Here is a 17249-nt window from a genome sequence, read left to right on the forward strand (position 1 = left end):
CCGTGGACCGCGGTGGCCGATGAGGAGTCGCGCCGATGCGCATCGGAGCAAGGGGCCTGAGGGCCCGCAGAACGTTCCTGAGAAGGAGCGGCGGAGTCACGGCCTGGGGGGTGGTGGGAGCCGTCACCCTGACCCTCCTGCAAGCTCCCGCCGTGGGGGCCGCCGACGGAGTCGACGAGGCGGCGCGGGAGAAGCGGCGGCCGAAGACGGCCGTCATGGACTCGGTCGACGTCACCCCGCTGGCCTGGGAGAAGGACGGCGAGAAGGACGCCGCTGCCCAGGCGGCCCGCGTGCCGTATCCGAAGACCGTCTGGCCGGCCGCCGGCAAGGGCGTGGCGGAGCTACCGGTCGAGGGCCTGCGCGCGCAGGCCCGCGCCGGCAGCCTGACCGCCGCCGAGGCGGCGGTCGAGGACCGGGCGGGCACCCTGCCGGTCCGGATCGTCACCCCGGCCGCCGTACGCGGAAAGCTCGCGTCCCGGAACGCCGCCGCCCGCGAGGCCGGCGTCGAGGCCCTCGGCACCCAGGTGCCGGGACGGGTCGACGTCGAGGTCATGTCCCGGGCCAAGACCGAGCGGACAGGCGTCGACGGCCTGCTGCTGACCGTCGCCCGCGCCGACGGCGAGACGGCCGCCGGACGCGTCACCGTCGAGATCGACTACAAGGCCTTCGCCGCGGCCTACGGCGGCGACTGGGCCTCGCGCCTCCGGGTCGTCCAGCACAGCCCGTGCCTGGTCACCTCGGCCACGCCCGGGGCGTGCGCCGACGGCAAGGTCCTGCGGACCTCGAACGACCGGAAGAACGGCACGCTCACGGCCGAGGTCGCCCTCCCCGAGGGCACCGCCGGCGCCAAGGCCCCCACCGGCGCCGCGGCGCGCTCCGCCGCGGCGGCCACCACCGCCTCGGCCGCCGCCGCAGGCCTCTCCGTGCTGTCCGTCTCGGCCGGTGCCGCGGGCAGCTCGGGCAACTACGCCGCGACCTCGCTCACCCCGTCGGGCACATGGTCCGTCGCCGGCAACTCGGGCTCCTTCACCTGGCAGTACCCGATGCGGGTCCCGCCGTCGATCGCGGGCCCGTCGCCGCAGCTGTCGCTCTCGTACAGCTCCGGCAGCGTGGACGGCCGTACCGCCTCCACCAACTCCCAGACCAGCTGGGTCGGCGAGGGCTTCGACCTGTCCCAGGGGTACATCGAGCGCTCCTACCGTTCCTGCAAGGACGACGGACACGACACGGAGGGCGAGGAGAAGTACGACCTCTGCTGGCACTCCGACAACGCCACCATGTCCTTCGGCGGCCGCAACGGCGAGCTGGTGAAGAAGTCCGGCGCCGACGCGAGCCGCACGCTCGACGGCAACCCGGACATGAAGCTGGAGGGCACCTGGCGGCTGAAGACCGACGACGGCACGCGCGTGGAGCGCTGGTCCGGCGGCTTCAACACCGGTGACAGCAAGGAGTTCTGGGTCGTCACCACCACGGACGGCACCCGCTACTACTTCGGCCGCAACAAGCGCTCCGCCGCCGACGGCGAGTCGCAGGAGTCGGCCTGGCAGGTCCCCGTCTACGGCGACGACTCGGGCGAGCCCTGCCACGAGTCCACCTTCAAGGACTCGCGCTGCGACCAGACCTGGCGGTGGAACCTCGACTACGTGGTCGACGTCCACGGCAACTCCATGACCCTGTACTGGGAGAAGGAGACCAACCGCTACGGCGCCATGCGCGACGACGTCTCGGTCGCCTACGACCGGGGCGGACACCTCAAGCGCATCGAATACGGCGAGCGCGAGGGCAGCGACCTCACCACCGACGCCCCGGCCAGGGTCGTCTTCGGCGTCGCCGAGCGCTGCGACGGAGCCGCCGCCGACTGCGAGCCCGGAGACCTGAAGGAGGACACCGCCACCCGCTGGCCCGACGTCCCCTTCGACCAGATCTGCACGGACACCGACTCCTGCAAGGAGCAGTGGTCCCCGGCCTTCTTCTCCCGCAAGCGGCTGACCTCCGTCACCACCCAGATCCTGAAGTCCGGCAGCTACACCCCGGTCGACACCTGGACCCTGGACCAGTCCTACCCGGCGACCGCCGACACCTCGCCGCGCTCCCTGTGGCTGCAGAGCATCACCCACGTCGGCAAGGCCAACGGCGGGACCAGCGAGAGCCTGAAGACGGTCTTCTGGGGCGTCAAGAACACCAACCGGGTGCACGCCGAGGCCCAGGACCGCGACCCGATGTACAAGTGGCGCATCCGCGCCATCCGTTCGGAGAGCGGCGGCGAGGTCGCCGTCACCTACAAGCCCGTCGAATGCACCGTCTCCGACCTGCCGACGCCGCACACCAACACCAAGCGGTGCTTCCCGTCCTTCTGGTCGAAGGAGGGCGCGATCGGCGAGGACGAGGACTGGTTCCACAAGTACGTCATCGACACGGTGATCGAGGACGACCGCACGGTCGCCGGTCTGAACAAGACGACGAAGTACGAGTACTACGGCGGTGCCGCCTGGCGCTACGACGACAGCGAGCTGGCCAAGAGCAAGAACAAGACCTGGAGCCAGTTCCGGGGCTTCCAGACCGTCCGCACCGTCACCGGTGACGCCGGCACCGCGCAGCTCAGCTCCGAGGCGACGTACCTCCGGGGCATGGACGGCGACCGGACGAACGGCGACGGCGGCACCGAGGACGTCTGGGTCACCGCCTCCGACGGCACCCGGATCGAGGACAAGGACCGACTCCAGGGCTACCAGCTGGAAGCCCGGACCTACTCCTCCGTCCCCGCCGCCACGGCCGCCGACCGCGCGGCCAAGGAGATCAACGGATCGGTCAACACGCCCTGGATCTCGGCACCGACCGCGACCGAGGGCAGCGACAACGCCACCCTCGTCGGCACCGACCGGATCGACACCCGCACCGCGGTCACCGGCGGGATCCGCCGTACCGCGATCGACCACACCTACGACTCCTACGGCATGATCTCCTCCTCCTCCGACCTCGGAGACGTGGGCGAGGACAAGGCCAACGGCAACACCGCGGACGACTCCTGCACCCGCTACGAGTACGCCCGCAACACGGACAAGACCCTGCTCACGCTGGTCAAGCGCGTCCACACGGTCGCGGTCGACTGCGCCACCACCCCGAGCTACCCCGGTGACGCGATATCCGACGTCCGCACCCTCTACGACGACCTCGCCTACGGGGCGGTCCCGACGAAGGGCGACGTCAGCTCCAGCCAGCGGGTCACCGGCTACAGCGGCACCACCCCGGTCCTGCAGACCACCACGAGCAGCGACTACGACGTCCACGGCCGCGTCACGGCGGTCCAGGACGCCAGGAACAACCGGACCACCACCTCCTACACCCCCGCCACCGGCGGGCCGGTCACGGGAATGAAGGTCACCACCCCGCCCGCCGTCACCGGCGGCACCGGGCAGACCACCTCGTCGTCGGTCGACCCCGCCTGGGGTCTGGTCACCGCCACGACCGACGCCAACAACCAGCGCACCGACCTGGCCTACGACGCGCTCGGCCGCCTCGTCAAGGTGTGGCTCCCGGGCCGCGCCAAGGCCACCGACATCCCCAACACCGAGTACGCGTACGACATCAACGCGGACGCGGCCACCGTCGTCACCACCCGGACGCTGAAGCCCAACGGCAACGTCTCGGTCTCCCACCAGCTGTACGACGGGCTCCTGCGCGCCCGCCAGACCCAGACCCCCACCCCCAACACCGGGCGGGTCCTGAACCTCGTCGAGTACGACTCGCGGGGCCTGGCGGTCGTCCAGCACGGCCCGTTCTACAACCTGGACGACCCCGGCACGACCGTCGTCGAGCCGCAGTTCGCGGTCGGCGGCAACCCGCCGGCCACCGAGACCGTCTACGACGGCGCGGGCCGTGCCACGGCCTCCGTCTTCAAGGTCGGCGGCGCCGAGAAGTGGCGCACCCGGACCGTCTTCCACGGCGACTGCACGGACAGCGACCCGCCCACCGGCGGCACTCCGACGCGTGTCTGCACCGACGCCCAGGGGCGCCGGGTCTCGCTCACCGAGTACGAGTCCGACTCCGTCTCCGGCACCGGGCTCACCACCACCTACGCCTACGACAAGGCCGGCCGTCTCTCCTCGGTCAAGGACCCGACGGCCAAGAACGAGTGGAAGTGGACCTACGACGCCCTCGGCCGGCAGCGCACCGCTGACGACCCGGACAAGGGCCTCAGCACGATGGCGTACGACGAGCTGGACCGTCTCACCACCGCGACGGATCCGCTCGGTGTCGCCGTCACCTACCACTACGACAACCTCGGCCGCACCACCAAGATCACCAAGGGGGGCGAGACCCTCAACTCCTGGGTCTACGACACCCTCCCCAACGGAATCGGCCGGGTCACCTCCGCCTCCACCTTCAGCGGGGGCAACGAGTACAAGTCCGCCGTCAACAGCTACGACGTCAACGGACACCCCACCTCCACCGCGGTGGTCATCCCGGCGGCCGAGGGCAGGCTCGCCGGCACCTACACCACCACCGCGACCTACAAGGCCGACGGCTCCGTGTCCGGCGTGACCGTCCCGGCGGCGGGACCGCTCCCGTCGGAGAAGATCACCACCGGCTACGACCTCACGGGCCTGCCGGTCTTCACCTACGGCACCACCGACTACGTCAGGGAGACCCGCTACTCGAACTTCGGCGAGACCGAACAGCTCACCCTCGGCGTCTCCAGCGCCGCCAAGCAGACCTGGCTGACCAACTTCCACGAGGACGGCACCCGCCGCCTCACCGGCAGCCGGATCGACCGCGAGTCGATCGCCAACCCCGACGTCGACGCCACCTACGTCTACGACGCGGCCGGCAACATCAAGACCATCGCGGACGCGCCCGCGGGCAAGACCGCGGACGTCCAGTGCTTCCAGTACGACTACCTGCGCCGGCTCAAGACGGCGTGGAGCCAGACCTCCGCCACCTGCGAGGCGCCCCCGGCGGCGAACAGCGTCATCGGCGGCCCGGCCCCGTACTGGCACTCCTACGAGTACGACACCGCGGGCAACCGCACCAAGGAGATCCGCAACCCCGTCAACCCGGCGGCCGGCGGAGCCTCCGCCCTGCGGGTCACCACCACCGCCGCGATGCCCGCGGCCGGCGCCGACCGCCCGCACGCCCTGCCCACCGCAGCGGTCGCCACCGAGACCGTGAACAGCGCGGGAACGGTCACCGCGAGGACCGACACCACCCAGAGCCACGCCTACGACGCGGCGGGCAAGACCGTCCGCCGCACCAAGGCGGCCACCGCTCTGAGCCCGGCCGTCGACCAGCTGCTGCGCTGGGACGCCGTGGGCAGGCTCGCCGGCACCTCCAAGGCGGGGGAGAAGGGCACGGTCACCGGAAACGGCGGCCTCTGCCTCGACCTCAAGGGTGGCGCGACCGCCTCCGGCACCGTGATCCAGGGCCTGACCTGCGCCTCCGGCAGTACCGCGCAGGCCTGGGAGCTCAACAAGGACGAGCAGCTCGCCGCCCTCGGCGTCTGCGCCGTCCCCAACGGCACCACCAGCGGCAGCGCGATCCTCGCCCGCCCCTGCTCCTCCACCGACGCCACGCAGAAGTGGAAGATCCAGGACAACGGCACCGTCAAGCACACCGCCACCGGCCTGTGCCTGACCCTGACCGCCACCACCAGCGGCACCGCGGCCACCGCCGTCACCTGCTCCACCTCCGCGACCCAGCGGTGGAGCTTCGCCAAGCACACGACCAACGTCTACGGCTCCGACGGCAACCGGCTGATCCGCAAGGAGTACGGCAAGGCGACGCTGTACCTCGGCACCACCGAGCTCACCGTCGACACCAAGAACACCGCCGCCACCACGGACGACACCACCAGCGCCGTCCGCTACTACCGCCACGGCGGCAGGACCGTCGCCGTCCGCAGCTCCACCACCCAGGTGCACTGGCTCGCCGGCGGCCTCAACGGCACCGCCGAGCTCGTCATCGACGCGGTGGGCGCGGGCCAGACCGTCACCCAACGCCGCACCCTGCCGTTCGGCGAGGTCCGCGGCGCCAACCCGTCGACGTGGCCGGGGCAGCAGGGCTTCGTCGGGGCGGTCAACGACCCCGGCTCCGGCCTGGTCCACATGGGCGCCCGTCAGTACGACCCGGCCCTCGGCCGGTTCCTCTCGGTCGACCCGGTCCTTGACCTGTCCGACCCGCAGCACCTGAACCCGTACGCGTACGGGCGCAACAACCCGGTCATGTTCCCCGACCCCACGGGCCTGTGGTGGGGCTGGTCCGACTGGGGCCACGCCGCGCTCGACGTCGTCGGCCTGGTGCCGGTCGTCGGCGAGGCCGCCGACATCGCCAACGGCATCTGGTACACCGCCGAGGGCAACTACGTCGACGCGGGTCTGTCCTTCTCCTCCGCGATCCCGATCGTCGGATACGGCGCGAGCGCCGCCAAGGGTGCGAAGTACGTCGACGAGGGCATCGAGGCGGTCCAGGCGGTCACCAAGACCACCGACAAGGCCGCCGACGCCAAGGGCGCGGCCAACGCCGCCGACAACGTCACCCCGCCGGCCACACCCAAGCCCAAGGAGGCACCCAAGCCCGACCCGCCGGCCAAGCCCAAGGACGACGCCGGCAGCGGCTCGGGGACCAAGGGCGACGGAGCCGGCGGCAAGAAGGACGGCGACGGCGGTGGCGGCGGCGGAGACGAAGGGGAAACCCTCTTCCGCGGCACCACCAAGAACTACGGTGGAGGCGCCGGAACCAAGACGAGCGGTTCCACCCCGTCGAGCTGGCACCCCGGAGTCGCCACCGCCTACGCGGTGCACTCCGCCAGCCGGGGCTCCGACGCGGTCGTCCACGTGATCCCCTCGTCGAACCTCCAGCGCGCCGGAATCGAGACCGAACGGTACTGGGGCTCCCTGCCCCAGGACCGCGAAGTGGTCATCAACGCGCTGCCGGGCGACGTGGCGAACGCCGCCTCGCTGTCCATTCCCGTGGACCGCGCCCGGGAGATTCTCAGCGGAATCGGAATCGACATCCCAGCGCATCTACCCGATCCGAAATCACTCGACGAGTTCCTCAAACTCGATCTGCCCGACATGACGCCGGGGCAGATTTCGGACTTCGTCCAGCAGGCGTCCCGATGATAGGCTGCAAGGCCTGAATCCCCAGCCGTGCGGTCGTTCTGCGACGACCGCACGGCTGGCTTCTGTCGACCATGAAGTGATGTAAGGATTCACGATGGAAAGCGATGTCCAGGAGGAATTCCCCCGGCGCCTCCGAGAGCTCTGGACCAGGTCCGGCCTTTCGCTCGAAGACCTCCTGGCCTTCGGCCGCAGGCCGAGGGTAGGCGGCGAGGACTGGACCGAGACCGAGGTCCGCTCCTGGCTCGAAGGATCAGCCCTCCCGGCGAAGGACTGGCAGTTCCGCCTCCTCGTCGAACACCTGGAGGAGACTGCGCGATCCCGGAACTCCGACCACGTCGGGAATTCCGTCGAATCCTGGTACATGCTGTACTGGCACGCCGTCGCGGCCCGCCATGGCGTTCCTCCGAGAAAACGGTCGGGAACCCCTCCGCGCACCGCGCGGGAACGCGACAGAAGAAGCTCGCTGGCTTTCCTGAGCGACTGGCGATGGAAAGCCGACTGGTTCTCCGCCCTGCGGAAGGCGGAACACTTCGACCGCGTACCCGAAGACGTCGCCTCGTCCCTCTGGGGATGCCTCCAGCGGCACGGTTACCGCCTCCCCGTCGCCTACGCCGACGGCGAGGTCGACCCCACCACGGCGTTCTTCGCCGACACGGAGCTGGAACGCGCACACGAGCGCCTGCTCACCGCGCTGAAGCGCTTCGCATCCCACTCGGACGCCCTGGTCCGGGACACCCCGGACCACCCCGACGTGCTCGTCCTCCCCGCCTCCCTCGAAGGCCGGCACGAGGCCGCCCGCGGCATGCGAACGGCGGCCGACGCGATGCTCTCGGCCTACTTCGCCCTCGTGGAACTCATCAGGGACCGCCACCTGGTCGACGACACCTTCCGCTTCGAACCGACCGAGTACGGCAAGCTCGCCGCGTTCCCCGCCTGATTTCAGCGGGACTACGGCGCGTCCGGCGGATCAGGGCCGGTTCGTCCATGCCCGGGGTCTCTTGACAGGCCCTTCTCGTGCTTTCAAACTCTTCCCAACACCCCGCGTTAACGTAAACAAGACGAGGCGACACGCAGCCGTAACACGGCGGCCACCTCCCTCCGCACGGGCCGCGTTGCTCTGACCGTCATTCCGCATCCACGGGTCCGGTCGGCCATCGCCTTCGCGTACACCTCCTCTGTATGCATCCACTCGCTCAACCCACCCCCCTCGCAGGCACATCCGGTTCGCCGTGGACGGCACGTCGTCCGTGTCGGATCCGCACAGCAAGAGGCAAGTGATCATGTCGCGTACAAGAACCGGGGCATCGGTGGTCTTCGCCGCTCTGTCCGCTCTCCTCCTGTCCCTCGTCGGTGCCATGGGTACGGCTCATGCCGCGTCGGTGTCCGTCTCCAATGCCACCCAGTTCACCGATCCGGCGGGAAATCCCGTTCACGCTCATGGCGGTGGGGTCGTGAAGGTGGGTGAGTACTACTACTGGTTCGGCGAGGACCGCAATGCCGACAACAGCTTCCGGTACGTGTCGGCCTACCGCTCGACGGACCTGAAGACGTGGGAGTTCCGCAACCACGTCCTCAGCCAGGAGACCGATCCGGAGCTCCAGGGCGCCAACATCGAGCGGCCCAAGGTCATGTACAACGCTTCGACCGGGCAGTTCGTGATGTGGATGCACAAGGAGGGGAGCGCCACGGACTACTCCGAGGCGCGTGCTGCCGTGGCGGTCTCCTCGACCGTCGACGGTGACTACTCCTGGCGTGGCAGTTTCCGTCCGCTGGGTCACATGTCCCGGGACATCACGACCTTCGTCGACACCGACGGCGCGGGATACATGATCTCCGCGGCCAACGAGAACGCCGACCTGCACGTCTACCGTCTCACGGCCGACTACACGGGTATCGCCGCCCAGGTGCAGAAGCTGTGGGCGGGGCAGTCGCGAGAGGCTCCCGCGATGTTCAAGCGCAACGGCGTGTACTTCCTGCTCACCTCCGGTGCCACGGGCTGGGCGCCCAACCAGCAGAAGTACGCCACCGCCACGAGCGTCACCGGCAGCTGGAGCGGCCTGAAGGACGTCGGCAACTCCACCACCTACCGGAGCCAGACGGCCTACGTCCTCCCGGTGCAGGGGACCAGCGGGACGAGCTACCTCTACATGGGCGACCGTTGGGGCAATTCCATGGGCGGCATGGTCCAGGACTCCCAGTACGTCTGGCTTCCGCTGAAGTTCCCCACCAAGACCACCATGACCATGGACTACTCGCCCAAGATCACGATCGACGCCGCCGCCGGCAAGGTCACCGGAATGAACGTGATCTGGGAGACCCTGTCGGTCCGCAGCAGCGGCAAGTGCGCCGACGTCTCCAACTTCGACTCCGCCGACGGCGCTGCGATCGTCCAGTGGGGCTGCGGTGGAGACATCAACCAGCAGTACTGGTTCAAGGACGTCGGCACCAGCGGCTACGTCCAGATCATGGCCCGCAACAGCGGCAAGTGCCTCGAGGTGAGCGGAGCGTCCACCGAGGACGGCGCGCCGGTCGTCCAGAAGACGTGCGGCTCCGTGAAGTCCCAGCACTGGAAGATCGAGCCGACGGGTGACGCCGGCTACAGCCAGCTGGTCGCCCGACTCGGCGGCAAGTGCCTCGACGTCGCGGACTACTCGTACGCCGACGGCGCCAAGCTCGACCAGTGGACCTGCAACAGCGGGCAGAACCAGCAGTGGATCCGGACCATCGCCTGACGGTCGGACCCCTTCCGAGTGCCCCTCCACCCTCGCGGTGGAGGGGCACTCGTCTGTGCGTGGGCGATGACTTCAAGTGATTACAAAAGCGTAACGGGTCTGAACCAAGAGTCGCCGACTGTTCACCTGCGATGAGTTTTGAGGAAATCTGCTGATCCTTGGCCGGGCTCAGGCTCATCAACGCCCGGCCGAGACGGCCGTGCACCCCAACCACAGTCATTCCAAGGAGCTTTCGTGCGCCTGTCCCGTTCTGTTCGCGCTGCCCTCGCGGGCACCGTCGCGGTAGCCGTGCTGCCGCTTGCCGCCTCCGCCCATGCGGCGAGCGCCGAGGAGGGGGCGACCGCCGGCGCCGCCGCGGTCGTCAAGCAGCCCAAGTCGCTGGTGATCGGTATCGACGGCGCGACCTTCGCCAAGTTCGAGAAGGCGAAGATGCCCAGGGTCAAGGGCCTCATGGCGGCCGGCATGACCGCCACCAGCAACCTCTACGCGAACCCGATGGCCCCCACCTCCTCGGGCCCGGGCTGGTCGACCATCGCCACCGGCACCTGGCCCGACAAGCACAAGGTCGTCGACAACAGCTTCACCGGCGCCCGGTACGACCTCTACCCCGACTACGCCACCCGGCTGGAGAGCGCCGACGCCGCGCTCGACACCCTGGTCGTGGGCACCTGGGGCCCGATCCCCACCACCGTCTTCGGGCCCGCCGTCGACACCCGCCTCGGCGGCGTCAGCGACGCGGACACCACGGCCACCGCCGTCTCCCGGCTCACGACCACCGACGCGGACGCCACCTTCGTCCACCTCGACGAGGTCGACGGCGCCGGCCACTACTACGGCACCGAGCACCGGGCCTACCTGGACGCCCTGAACGTCGCCGACACCCAGATCGGCCGGATCCTCGACGCCGTCACCTCCCGTACCACGTACGCCGACGAGGACTGGCAGATCGTCATCACGGCCGACCACGGCCACGCGCCCGGAGGAGGTCACGGCGGGAACACGCCCGCCGAGCGTCAGACGTTCGTCATCGCCAAGGGCACCGGCTTCGCCCCGGGCTCGGTCCGCCACGACGTCAAGGTCGCCGACATCGCGCCGACCGTCCTCTCCCACTTCGGAGTCGTCCCCGACCCGGCATGGCAGCTCGACGGCAAGGCCATCGGAAGCCTCGCGCCCGACGCGTTCGACGCGCTGCGCCCCGCGCTGAACACCCGGGTCGACGAACTCGCCCTGTCGTCCACGCTCAAGGGCTGGACGACCACCGCGCCCAGCGGCTGGACCGTCGACAACTCCGCCATGCCCACCGGCGGCGTGACCGAGTGGCGCGGCTGGTCCTTCGCGACCGACGAGTTCTGGACCAACACGGACCGGGGCCAGGGACGCGAGACCAACGTCCGGGCGCGCAACGTCTTCGCCGTCGCCGATTCCGACGAGTGGGACGACAAGGCCCACGGGGCCGGACAGTTCGACTCCACCCTCGTCAGCCCGGCCTTCGCCGTGACCGGCGGTGCGACGGCGACCGTCTCGTACGCGACGAACTACAAGGTGGACGGCCCGCAGACCGGAGACGTGTACGTCTCCTTCGACGGCGGCCCCCAGCAGCTCCTGCAGTCCTACCGCGCGGACCGCAACGCCTTCGAGAAGCTCACCGTCACCGTCCCGGCCGGCGCCGCCACCGCCCGCCTGTCCTTCCGCTACACGGGCACCAACAGCGCCTTCTGGACGGTCGATCAGGTCACCCTGACCTCCTGACGTCCCGGCGCGCCCAAGAGGCGTGCCAGGTGGTTACGCAGCCTTCTATGGTTGCGTAACCATCGTCGTCTCGGCAAGGGAAAACGCCGAGAACTTCCCCTCTTGTCCTCCAGTTCGCAACGGGCCGTGCGCGCAAGGAAGCTACGGCCCGGTAAGCCTTGACGCCTGCACTCCGCTACTGCGACGGTTCGTTCGAAAGTGCTCGGTAGGCGGCCTGATCATGCATTACTGAGCATGATCAGTGTTCTCAACTGTCCTTTCCAGTGTCGTCACCGCACTCCTGGCGTGATGCGCGTGTTCAGCCGCGCCCACAGGTGTGCGTCCCTTCCAACGAAGGAGTCATCCATGCGTTCGTCGCGTTGGCGGAGGAGAAACCTCTCCACCCTCGCCGCTCTAGCCCTCGCTCTCGCCACACCCCTTCCGGTGATGGCAACGGCGACAGCCGCAACAGGCTCGGTCGCCGAGGCCGCCGCCGCACCGGCGGTCGTGCCCCAGCCCGTGTCACAGACGAACCTGACCGGCAGCGGCTTCGCCCTCACCGCGCAGACGCCGGTGAACGTCATCTCCTCCGGCGACCCCGACGCGGCGGGCGTGGGCACGTACCTCGCGGGACTGCTGGCCCCGGCGACCGGCTACACGCTGCCGGTCACCACCACCTCCCAGCCCGCGAGCCAGGCCATCGTCCTCAACCCCAACGGTCCGAGCACCCTGGGCGCCGAGGGCTACACCCTGAACTCGAGCAGCACCGGGGTGACGGTGACCGCGTACGGAGCGCAGGGCCTGTTCCGCGGGGTTCAGACCCTGCGTCAACTGCTGCCGGCGGCCATCGAGTCCACGACGGTCAAGCCGGGCCCCTGGACCGTCGCCCCCGTGCAGATCTCGGACACGCCCCGGTACGCCTACCGGGGCGTCATGGTGGACGTGGCCCGGCGCTACTTCCCGATGGCCCAGCTCAAGAAGTACATCGACCAGGCCGCTACCTACAAGATCAACACGCTGCACCTGCACCTGACGGACGACCAGGGCTGGCGCATCGCGATCGGGGCCATACCGAGCCTCACCACGATCGGCGCGAGCACGCAGAGCGGCTTCACCGGCGGGACCACCTGGTACTACACCGCGGCCGAGTACCAGGAGATCGTGGCCTACGCCAAGTCCCGCTTCATGACCGTCGTCCCTGAGATCGACGGCCCCGGCCACACCAGCGCCGCCCTGGCGTCCGTCGCCAACCTCAACTGCGACAACAAGGCGATCAAGCCGTACTCGGGCTTCGACGTGGGCATCAGCCTCTACTGTCTGAGCGACGCCCAGCACATCTCCAACGTCAGCGGCTTCCTCACCACCGTGATCGACACGGTGGCGGCCATGACGCCCGGACCCTACGTCCACCTCGGCGGCGACGAGACTCCGCAGGCCACCTCGTCCCAGTACAACGCCTACGTCTCCGCGGCCACCGCGGCCGCGACCGCGCGGGGCAAGACCGTGATGGGCTGGCACCAGCTCGGACAGTCGACGATCCCCGCGAACAGCGTCATGCAGTGGTGGGGCGACGCCGACGACCGGGCCAGCATCGGCACCGGCGGTGAGACCGAGGACATCCAGTTCGTCCGCAACGCCGTCCAGCAGAACGCCCGTTTCGTCATGTCCCCCTCGGACCACGCGTACCTCGACATGAAGTACGACTCGTCGACGCCGTACGGGCTCTCCTGGCAGGGCTACGTCCCGGTGAGCAAGGCCTACGACTGGGACCCGTCCACCTCGACGGCCAAGCCCAACGGCACCGGCTCGCTCGTCCCGGCCGACAGGATCGCCGGCGTCGAGGCGGCCCTGTGGGCCGACCGCGCGTACGCGGGCAGCCAGAGCCTGCCCCAGTCCACCAGCCAGTTCCCCGAACCGTACGTGTACGCCGAGTACATGACCTTCCCGCGCCTGCCCGCCATCGCCGAGATCGGCTGGTCGCCCCAGTCCACCCACGACTGGACCGACTTCAGCCGCCGCCTGGGCACCCACGGACCGCGCTGGACCGCGGCGGGAATCGGCTACTACGCCGCCCCCGACGTCCCCTGGAGCAGCGCCTCCGGCGGCAACCTCAACGGCGTCCACACCCTCGCCACCGGCGGCCAGGCCCTGGACGTGCCCGGCAGCTCCACGACTCCGGGCACGCGGCTCACGACCTGGGCCCTGCACGGCGGCAACAACCAGAAGTGGACCCTCACCGAGCAGTCGGACGGCTCCTACACCCTGGTCAACGTCGCCTCCGGGCTCTGCGCCGACGTCAGCGGCGGCTCCCTGTCCGCAGGCGCCCCGGTCGTCCAGTGGACGTGCACCGGCGGCACCAACCAGCGGTGGCGGATCACGCCGGTCGCCGGCGGCACCCACACCCTGGCATCGGTCAAGAGCGGTCTCCTGCTGACCACCGCCTCGACGGCCAACGGCGCACTCGTCGCCCAACAGCCCGACAGCGGATCGGCGTTGCAGCGCTGGACCATCGGATGACCCGCCGAGCCTGACGGCTCGACAGCGAAGAGGGCCCGGCTGCCACCGCAGCCGGGCCCTCCTCGCGTCACACCCCTCGGGTCAGCGCCCGGCGAGGACGCACAGCAGCCGGGCCACCTCCGCAGCCACCGCCTCACGCGCCGGACCCAGGTACCTGCGCGGGTCGGCGACCGCCGGTGCGGCGTGGAGCTGCTCCCTGACCGTGCGGGTGAAGAGCTGGTTGAGGTGGGTGGAGATGTTCACCTTCGTCATGCCGGCGGCGACGGCCTTCTCGAGGTCCGAGTCGTCGACGCCGGAGGAACCGTGCAGGACGAGAGGGATGTCCAGAGCCTCCTTCAGGCGCGTGATGAGGTCGAGGTCGAGCACGGCGTCCCGGATGATCATGGCGTGCGAGCTGCCCACGGCGACGGCGAGCGCGTCCACCGCCGTCGCCGCGGCGAACTCGCGGGCCTCGTCCGGGTCCGTACGGACATCGGGGGCGTGGGCGCCGTCCTTGCCACCGACCTCGCCGAGCTCCGCCTCCACCCAGACGCCGGCCCGGTGGCAGTGGTCGGTGATCATGCGGGTGGTGTCGACGTTCGCCTGGTACGGCAGCTTCGAGGCGTCGAACATGACCGAGGTGAAGCCGAGTTCGACGGCTTCCCGGACGAGCTCGGCGGACTCGGCGTGGTCCAGGTGGACCGCCACCGGCACAGTGGCGGCACGGGCGATCTCCAGCGTGGCGAGGGCGAGGGGGGCGAGGGCGCCGTGGTAACGGGCCGTGTTCTCGCTGATCTGCAGGATGACCGGCAGGCCCGCCTGCCGGGCCCCGGCGACGATCGCCTCGGCGTGCTCGATCTGGACGACGTTGAAGGCGCCGACACCGGTGTTCGCGTCGCGGGCGGGCCCGACGATGTCGTCGGTGGGGGTCAGGGGCATGGGAGTTCTCCACGGGGCGGTGACGGATACAGAGGGGCGGCGTGTGAGGTGGACGGCGGTGTCCACCTCACACGCCGGGCAGCGGGAGGAGCGGTGGGCCTCAGACTCCGGAGTCCTCGAGGATCACGGAGCGGGTCAGGTTGCGAGGACGGTCCGGGTCGTAGCCTCGGGCCTCGGCGAGGTGGACGGCGAGACGCTGGGCCCGGATCAGGTCGGCGAGCGGGTCGAGAGCGCCGGACTCATCGCCGGACCCGGCGGCGTACAGACCGCCGACGCGGGCGATGTCGTCGGCCAGGCCCTGCGGCGCCTCGCCGAAGAGCCAGACGACCCGGCCGGGGCCGGTGATGCTGATCGGACCGTGGCGGTACTCCATGGCCGGGTACGCCTCGGTCCAGGCCCCGGCGGCCTCCCGCATCTTGAGTCCGGCTTCGAGGGCGAGGCCGTAGGTCCAGCCGGCGCCGAGGAAGGTGAACTGCTCGGCGCCGCGGACCTCCGGGTCGAGAGGCTCCGCGACGGCACGCTCGGCGTCCTGGGCCGCCTGAGCCAGCGGACGTACGCCTGCCGGCAGGGCGTCCTCGGCTTCGAGGTGGGCTCGCAGGAGAGCGAGGACCGTGGTGGCGAACCTGGTCTGGACGACGGACTGTTCGTCCGCGAAGTCGAGGACCGCGACGGCGTCGGCGGCCGCCATGACGGGGGTGGCGGGGTCGGCGGTGATGGCGCCGGTGGCCACGGACCCCTTCATCCGGGTCAGCAGGTCGAGGACCTCGGTGGTGGTGCCGGAACGGGTGATCGCGAGGATGCGGTCGTAGCTCCGGCCGTGCGGGAACTCGGAGGCGGCGAAGGCGTCGGTCTCGCCGTGTCCGCCCGCTTCGCGCAGTTCCGCGTACGCGTGGGCCATGAACCAGGAGGTACCGCAGCCGACGACCGCGACGCGCTCACCCCGGCGCGGCAGGGCAGCCGAGAAGGAGGCGACCGAGGCGGCCGCGCGGCGCCAGGTGTCCGGCTGGGAGTCGATCTCGACGGACGTACGGGAAGTCTGGAAGGTGGTCATGCGATTCCTTGAGGTGCGTAGGGCGGGATGTGCGTGCTTGGTGGCGCGCTGGAAGTGCCGTGGTCGGTCGAACGGATGCGTCTGTACGCGGCGGCAGTCAGGCGGGTCGGTCGTGCCTCACCGGTGACACGGCGGCGCGAGTTCGGTCACGCGGACCTCTTGCCGGAACTGTGAGTAGACCGAGGGATCGACCTCGCCCGCGGTCGCACAGGGCACGGCCGCGGCCGACAGGGCCACCGCCTCGCGCAGGATGTCCGGCCAGGCCGCGCGGGCTGCGAGACCGGACGCGATCGCAGCGACGCAGGCGTCTCCCGCGCCCGTCGGATTGCCGGAGAGCAACGCGGGAGGAGCGGCCAGCCACGCGCCGTTCGGCGTGACGGCCCGCAGACCGTCCGGGCCCGCCGACGCCACGACCGTTCGCGCGCCGCGGCGACGCAGCTCCGTGACGGCGGCCGCCGGATCATCGCACCCCGTCACCTCCGCGAGTTCGGCCGCGTTGGGCTTGATCACATCCGGGCCCGCCTCCAGAGCGGCGGTCAGGGCGGGTCCGGAGGTGTCGAGGACGGTCAGGGCTCCCGCTTCGGCGGCGACCCGGATCAGGACCGCGTAGGCGTCCGGTGGCAGGCCCGGGGGAGTGCTTCCGCTCAGGACGACGACGCTCGCACCTCGGACCGTGGTGGCGTAGTGCGTGACGAAGGCCGCCCATTCCGTGGGGGTCACCTCTGGGCCAAGCCCGTTGAGGACGGTGGCATCGCCGTCGTCGCGCGAGACGACGGCGACCGTACGCCGGGACTCGCCCGCCACCGGGACGAAGGAGGCACGGATCCCGGCGGACCGCAGACCGTCGTGGATCAGGCGGCCCGTCGGCCCCCCTGCCAGGCCCGTGACGACCGGCGAGTGCCCGAGAAAGGCGAGTACCCGGGCGACGTTGATTCCTTTCCCCCCGGCCCGCTCGTGTGCCGCGAGGACACGGTGGGACGTGCGGGGCCTCAGCTCGGCGACCTCCCAGGTGACGTCGAGGGCGGCGTTGAGCGTGACGGTGACGATCATGGTGTGCGGACTCCTGTGAAAGAAGCGTGTGCGTGGCGGCCGGCCGTGCTGCGGCCCTGTCCGTTCGGGGGCGGCGGTGACCGGGCGTGAGGTACCGACAGCAGGGCCGGTGACCATGAAGAGTGCTTGATTCTG

8 protein-coding genes are annotated in these 17249 nt (G+C 70.2%); 5 read left to right on the forward strand and 3 right to left on the reverse strand.

All coding sequences use genetic code 11. The annotated features are described in order from the left end of the window. Positions 1-35 precede the first annotated feature (35 nt). The 5 genes from OO54_RS13890 to OO54_RS13910 all read left to right on the forward strand — a co-directional run bounded on the left by OO54_RS13890 (position 36) and on the right by OO54_RS13910 (position 14095). Entirely contained in the window at positions 36-7118 is a 7083-nt protein-coding gene (locus OO54_RS13890) for a ricin-type beta-trefoil lectin domain protein (protein ID WP_157856480.1), read from the forward strand. 94 nt (positions 7119-7212) lie between these two features. After that, positions 7213-8055, forward strand: a complete 843-nt coding sequence (locus tag OO54_RS13895; protein ID WP_033203166.1) for a hypothetical protein — start codon at positions 7213-7215, stop codon at positions 8053-8055. Positions 8056-8398: 343 nt separating this feature from the next. After that, a complete protein-coding gene (locus tag OO54_RS13900; RefSeq protein ID WP_033203220.1) occupies positions 8399-9850 on the forward strand; it encodes an RICIN domain-containing protein in 1452 nt (483 codons plus the stop codon). Between the two features lie 234 nt (positions 9851-10084). Beyond that, positions 10085-11599: an alkaline phosphatase family protein gene (locus tag OO54_RS13905; protein WP_106970021.1), complete on the forward strand. Its 1515-nt coding sequence runs from the start codon at positions 10085-10087 to the stop codon at positions 11597-11599. A gap of 345 nt (positions 11600-11944) precedes the next feature. Further along, positions 11945-14095 (forward strand): family 20 glycosylhydrolase, encoded by a 2151-nt coding sequence (locus OO54_RS13910; RefSeq protein ID WP_157856481.1) that lies wholly within the window; start codon positions 11945-11947, stop codon positions 14093-14095. Between the two features lie 81 nt (positions 14096-14176). Here the strand turns inward: OO54_RS13910 and OO54_RS13915 are convergent, their stop codons facing one another. From OO54_RS13915 to OO54_RS13925, 3 genes are all read right to left on the reverse strand, one after another. Next, on the reverse strand, positions 14177-15013 hold the full coding sequence (locus OO54_RS13915) for a class II fructose-bisphosphate aldolase (protein ID WP_033203167.1): 837 nt from the start codon (positions 15011-15013) through the stop codon (positions 14177-14179). Positions 15014-15113: 100 nt separating this feature from the next. Next, positions 15114-16064 carry an SIS domain-containing protein gene (locus OO54_RS13920; protein ID WP_033203168.1) on the reverse strand — a complete coding sequence of 317 codons (951 nt, stop codon included), beginning with the start codon at positions 16062-16064 and terminating at the stop codon, positions 15114-15116. A gap of 117 nt (positions 16065-16181) precedes the next feature. Further along, positions 16182-17114: a 1-phosphofructokinase family hexose kinase gene (locus tag OO54_RS13925; RefSeq protein ID WP_033203169.1), complete on the reverse strand. Its 933-nt coding sequence runs from the start codon at positions 17112-17114 to the stop codon at positions 16182-16184. Between the last annotated feature and the right edge of the window lie 135 nt (positions 17115-17249).

The sequence above is a fragment of the Streptomyces wedmorensis genome, from assembly GCF_000716445.1.
In the GTDB taxonomy this organism is placed as follows: domain Bacteria; phylum Actinomycetota; class Actinomycetes; order Streptomycetales; family Streptomycetaceae; genus Streptomyces; species Streptomyces wedmorensis.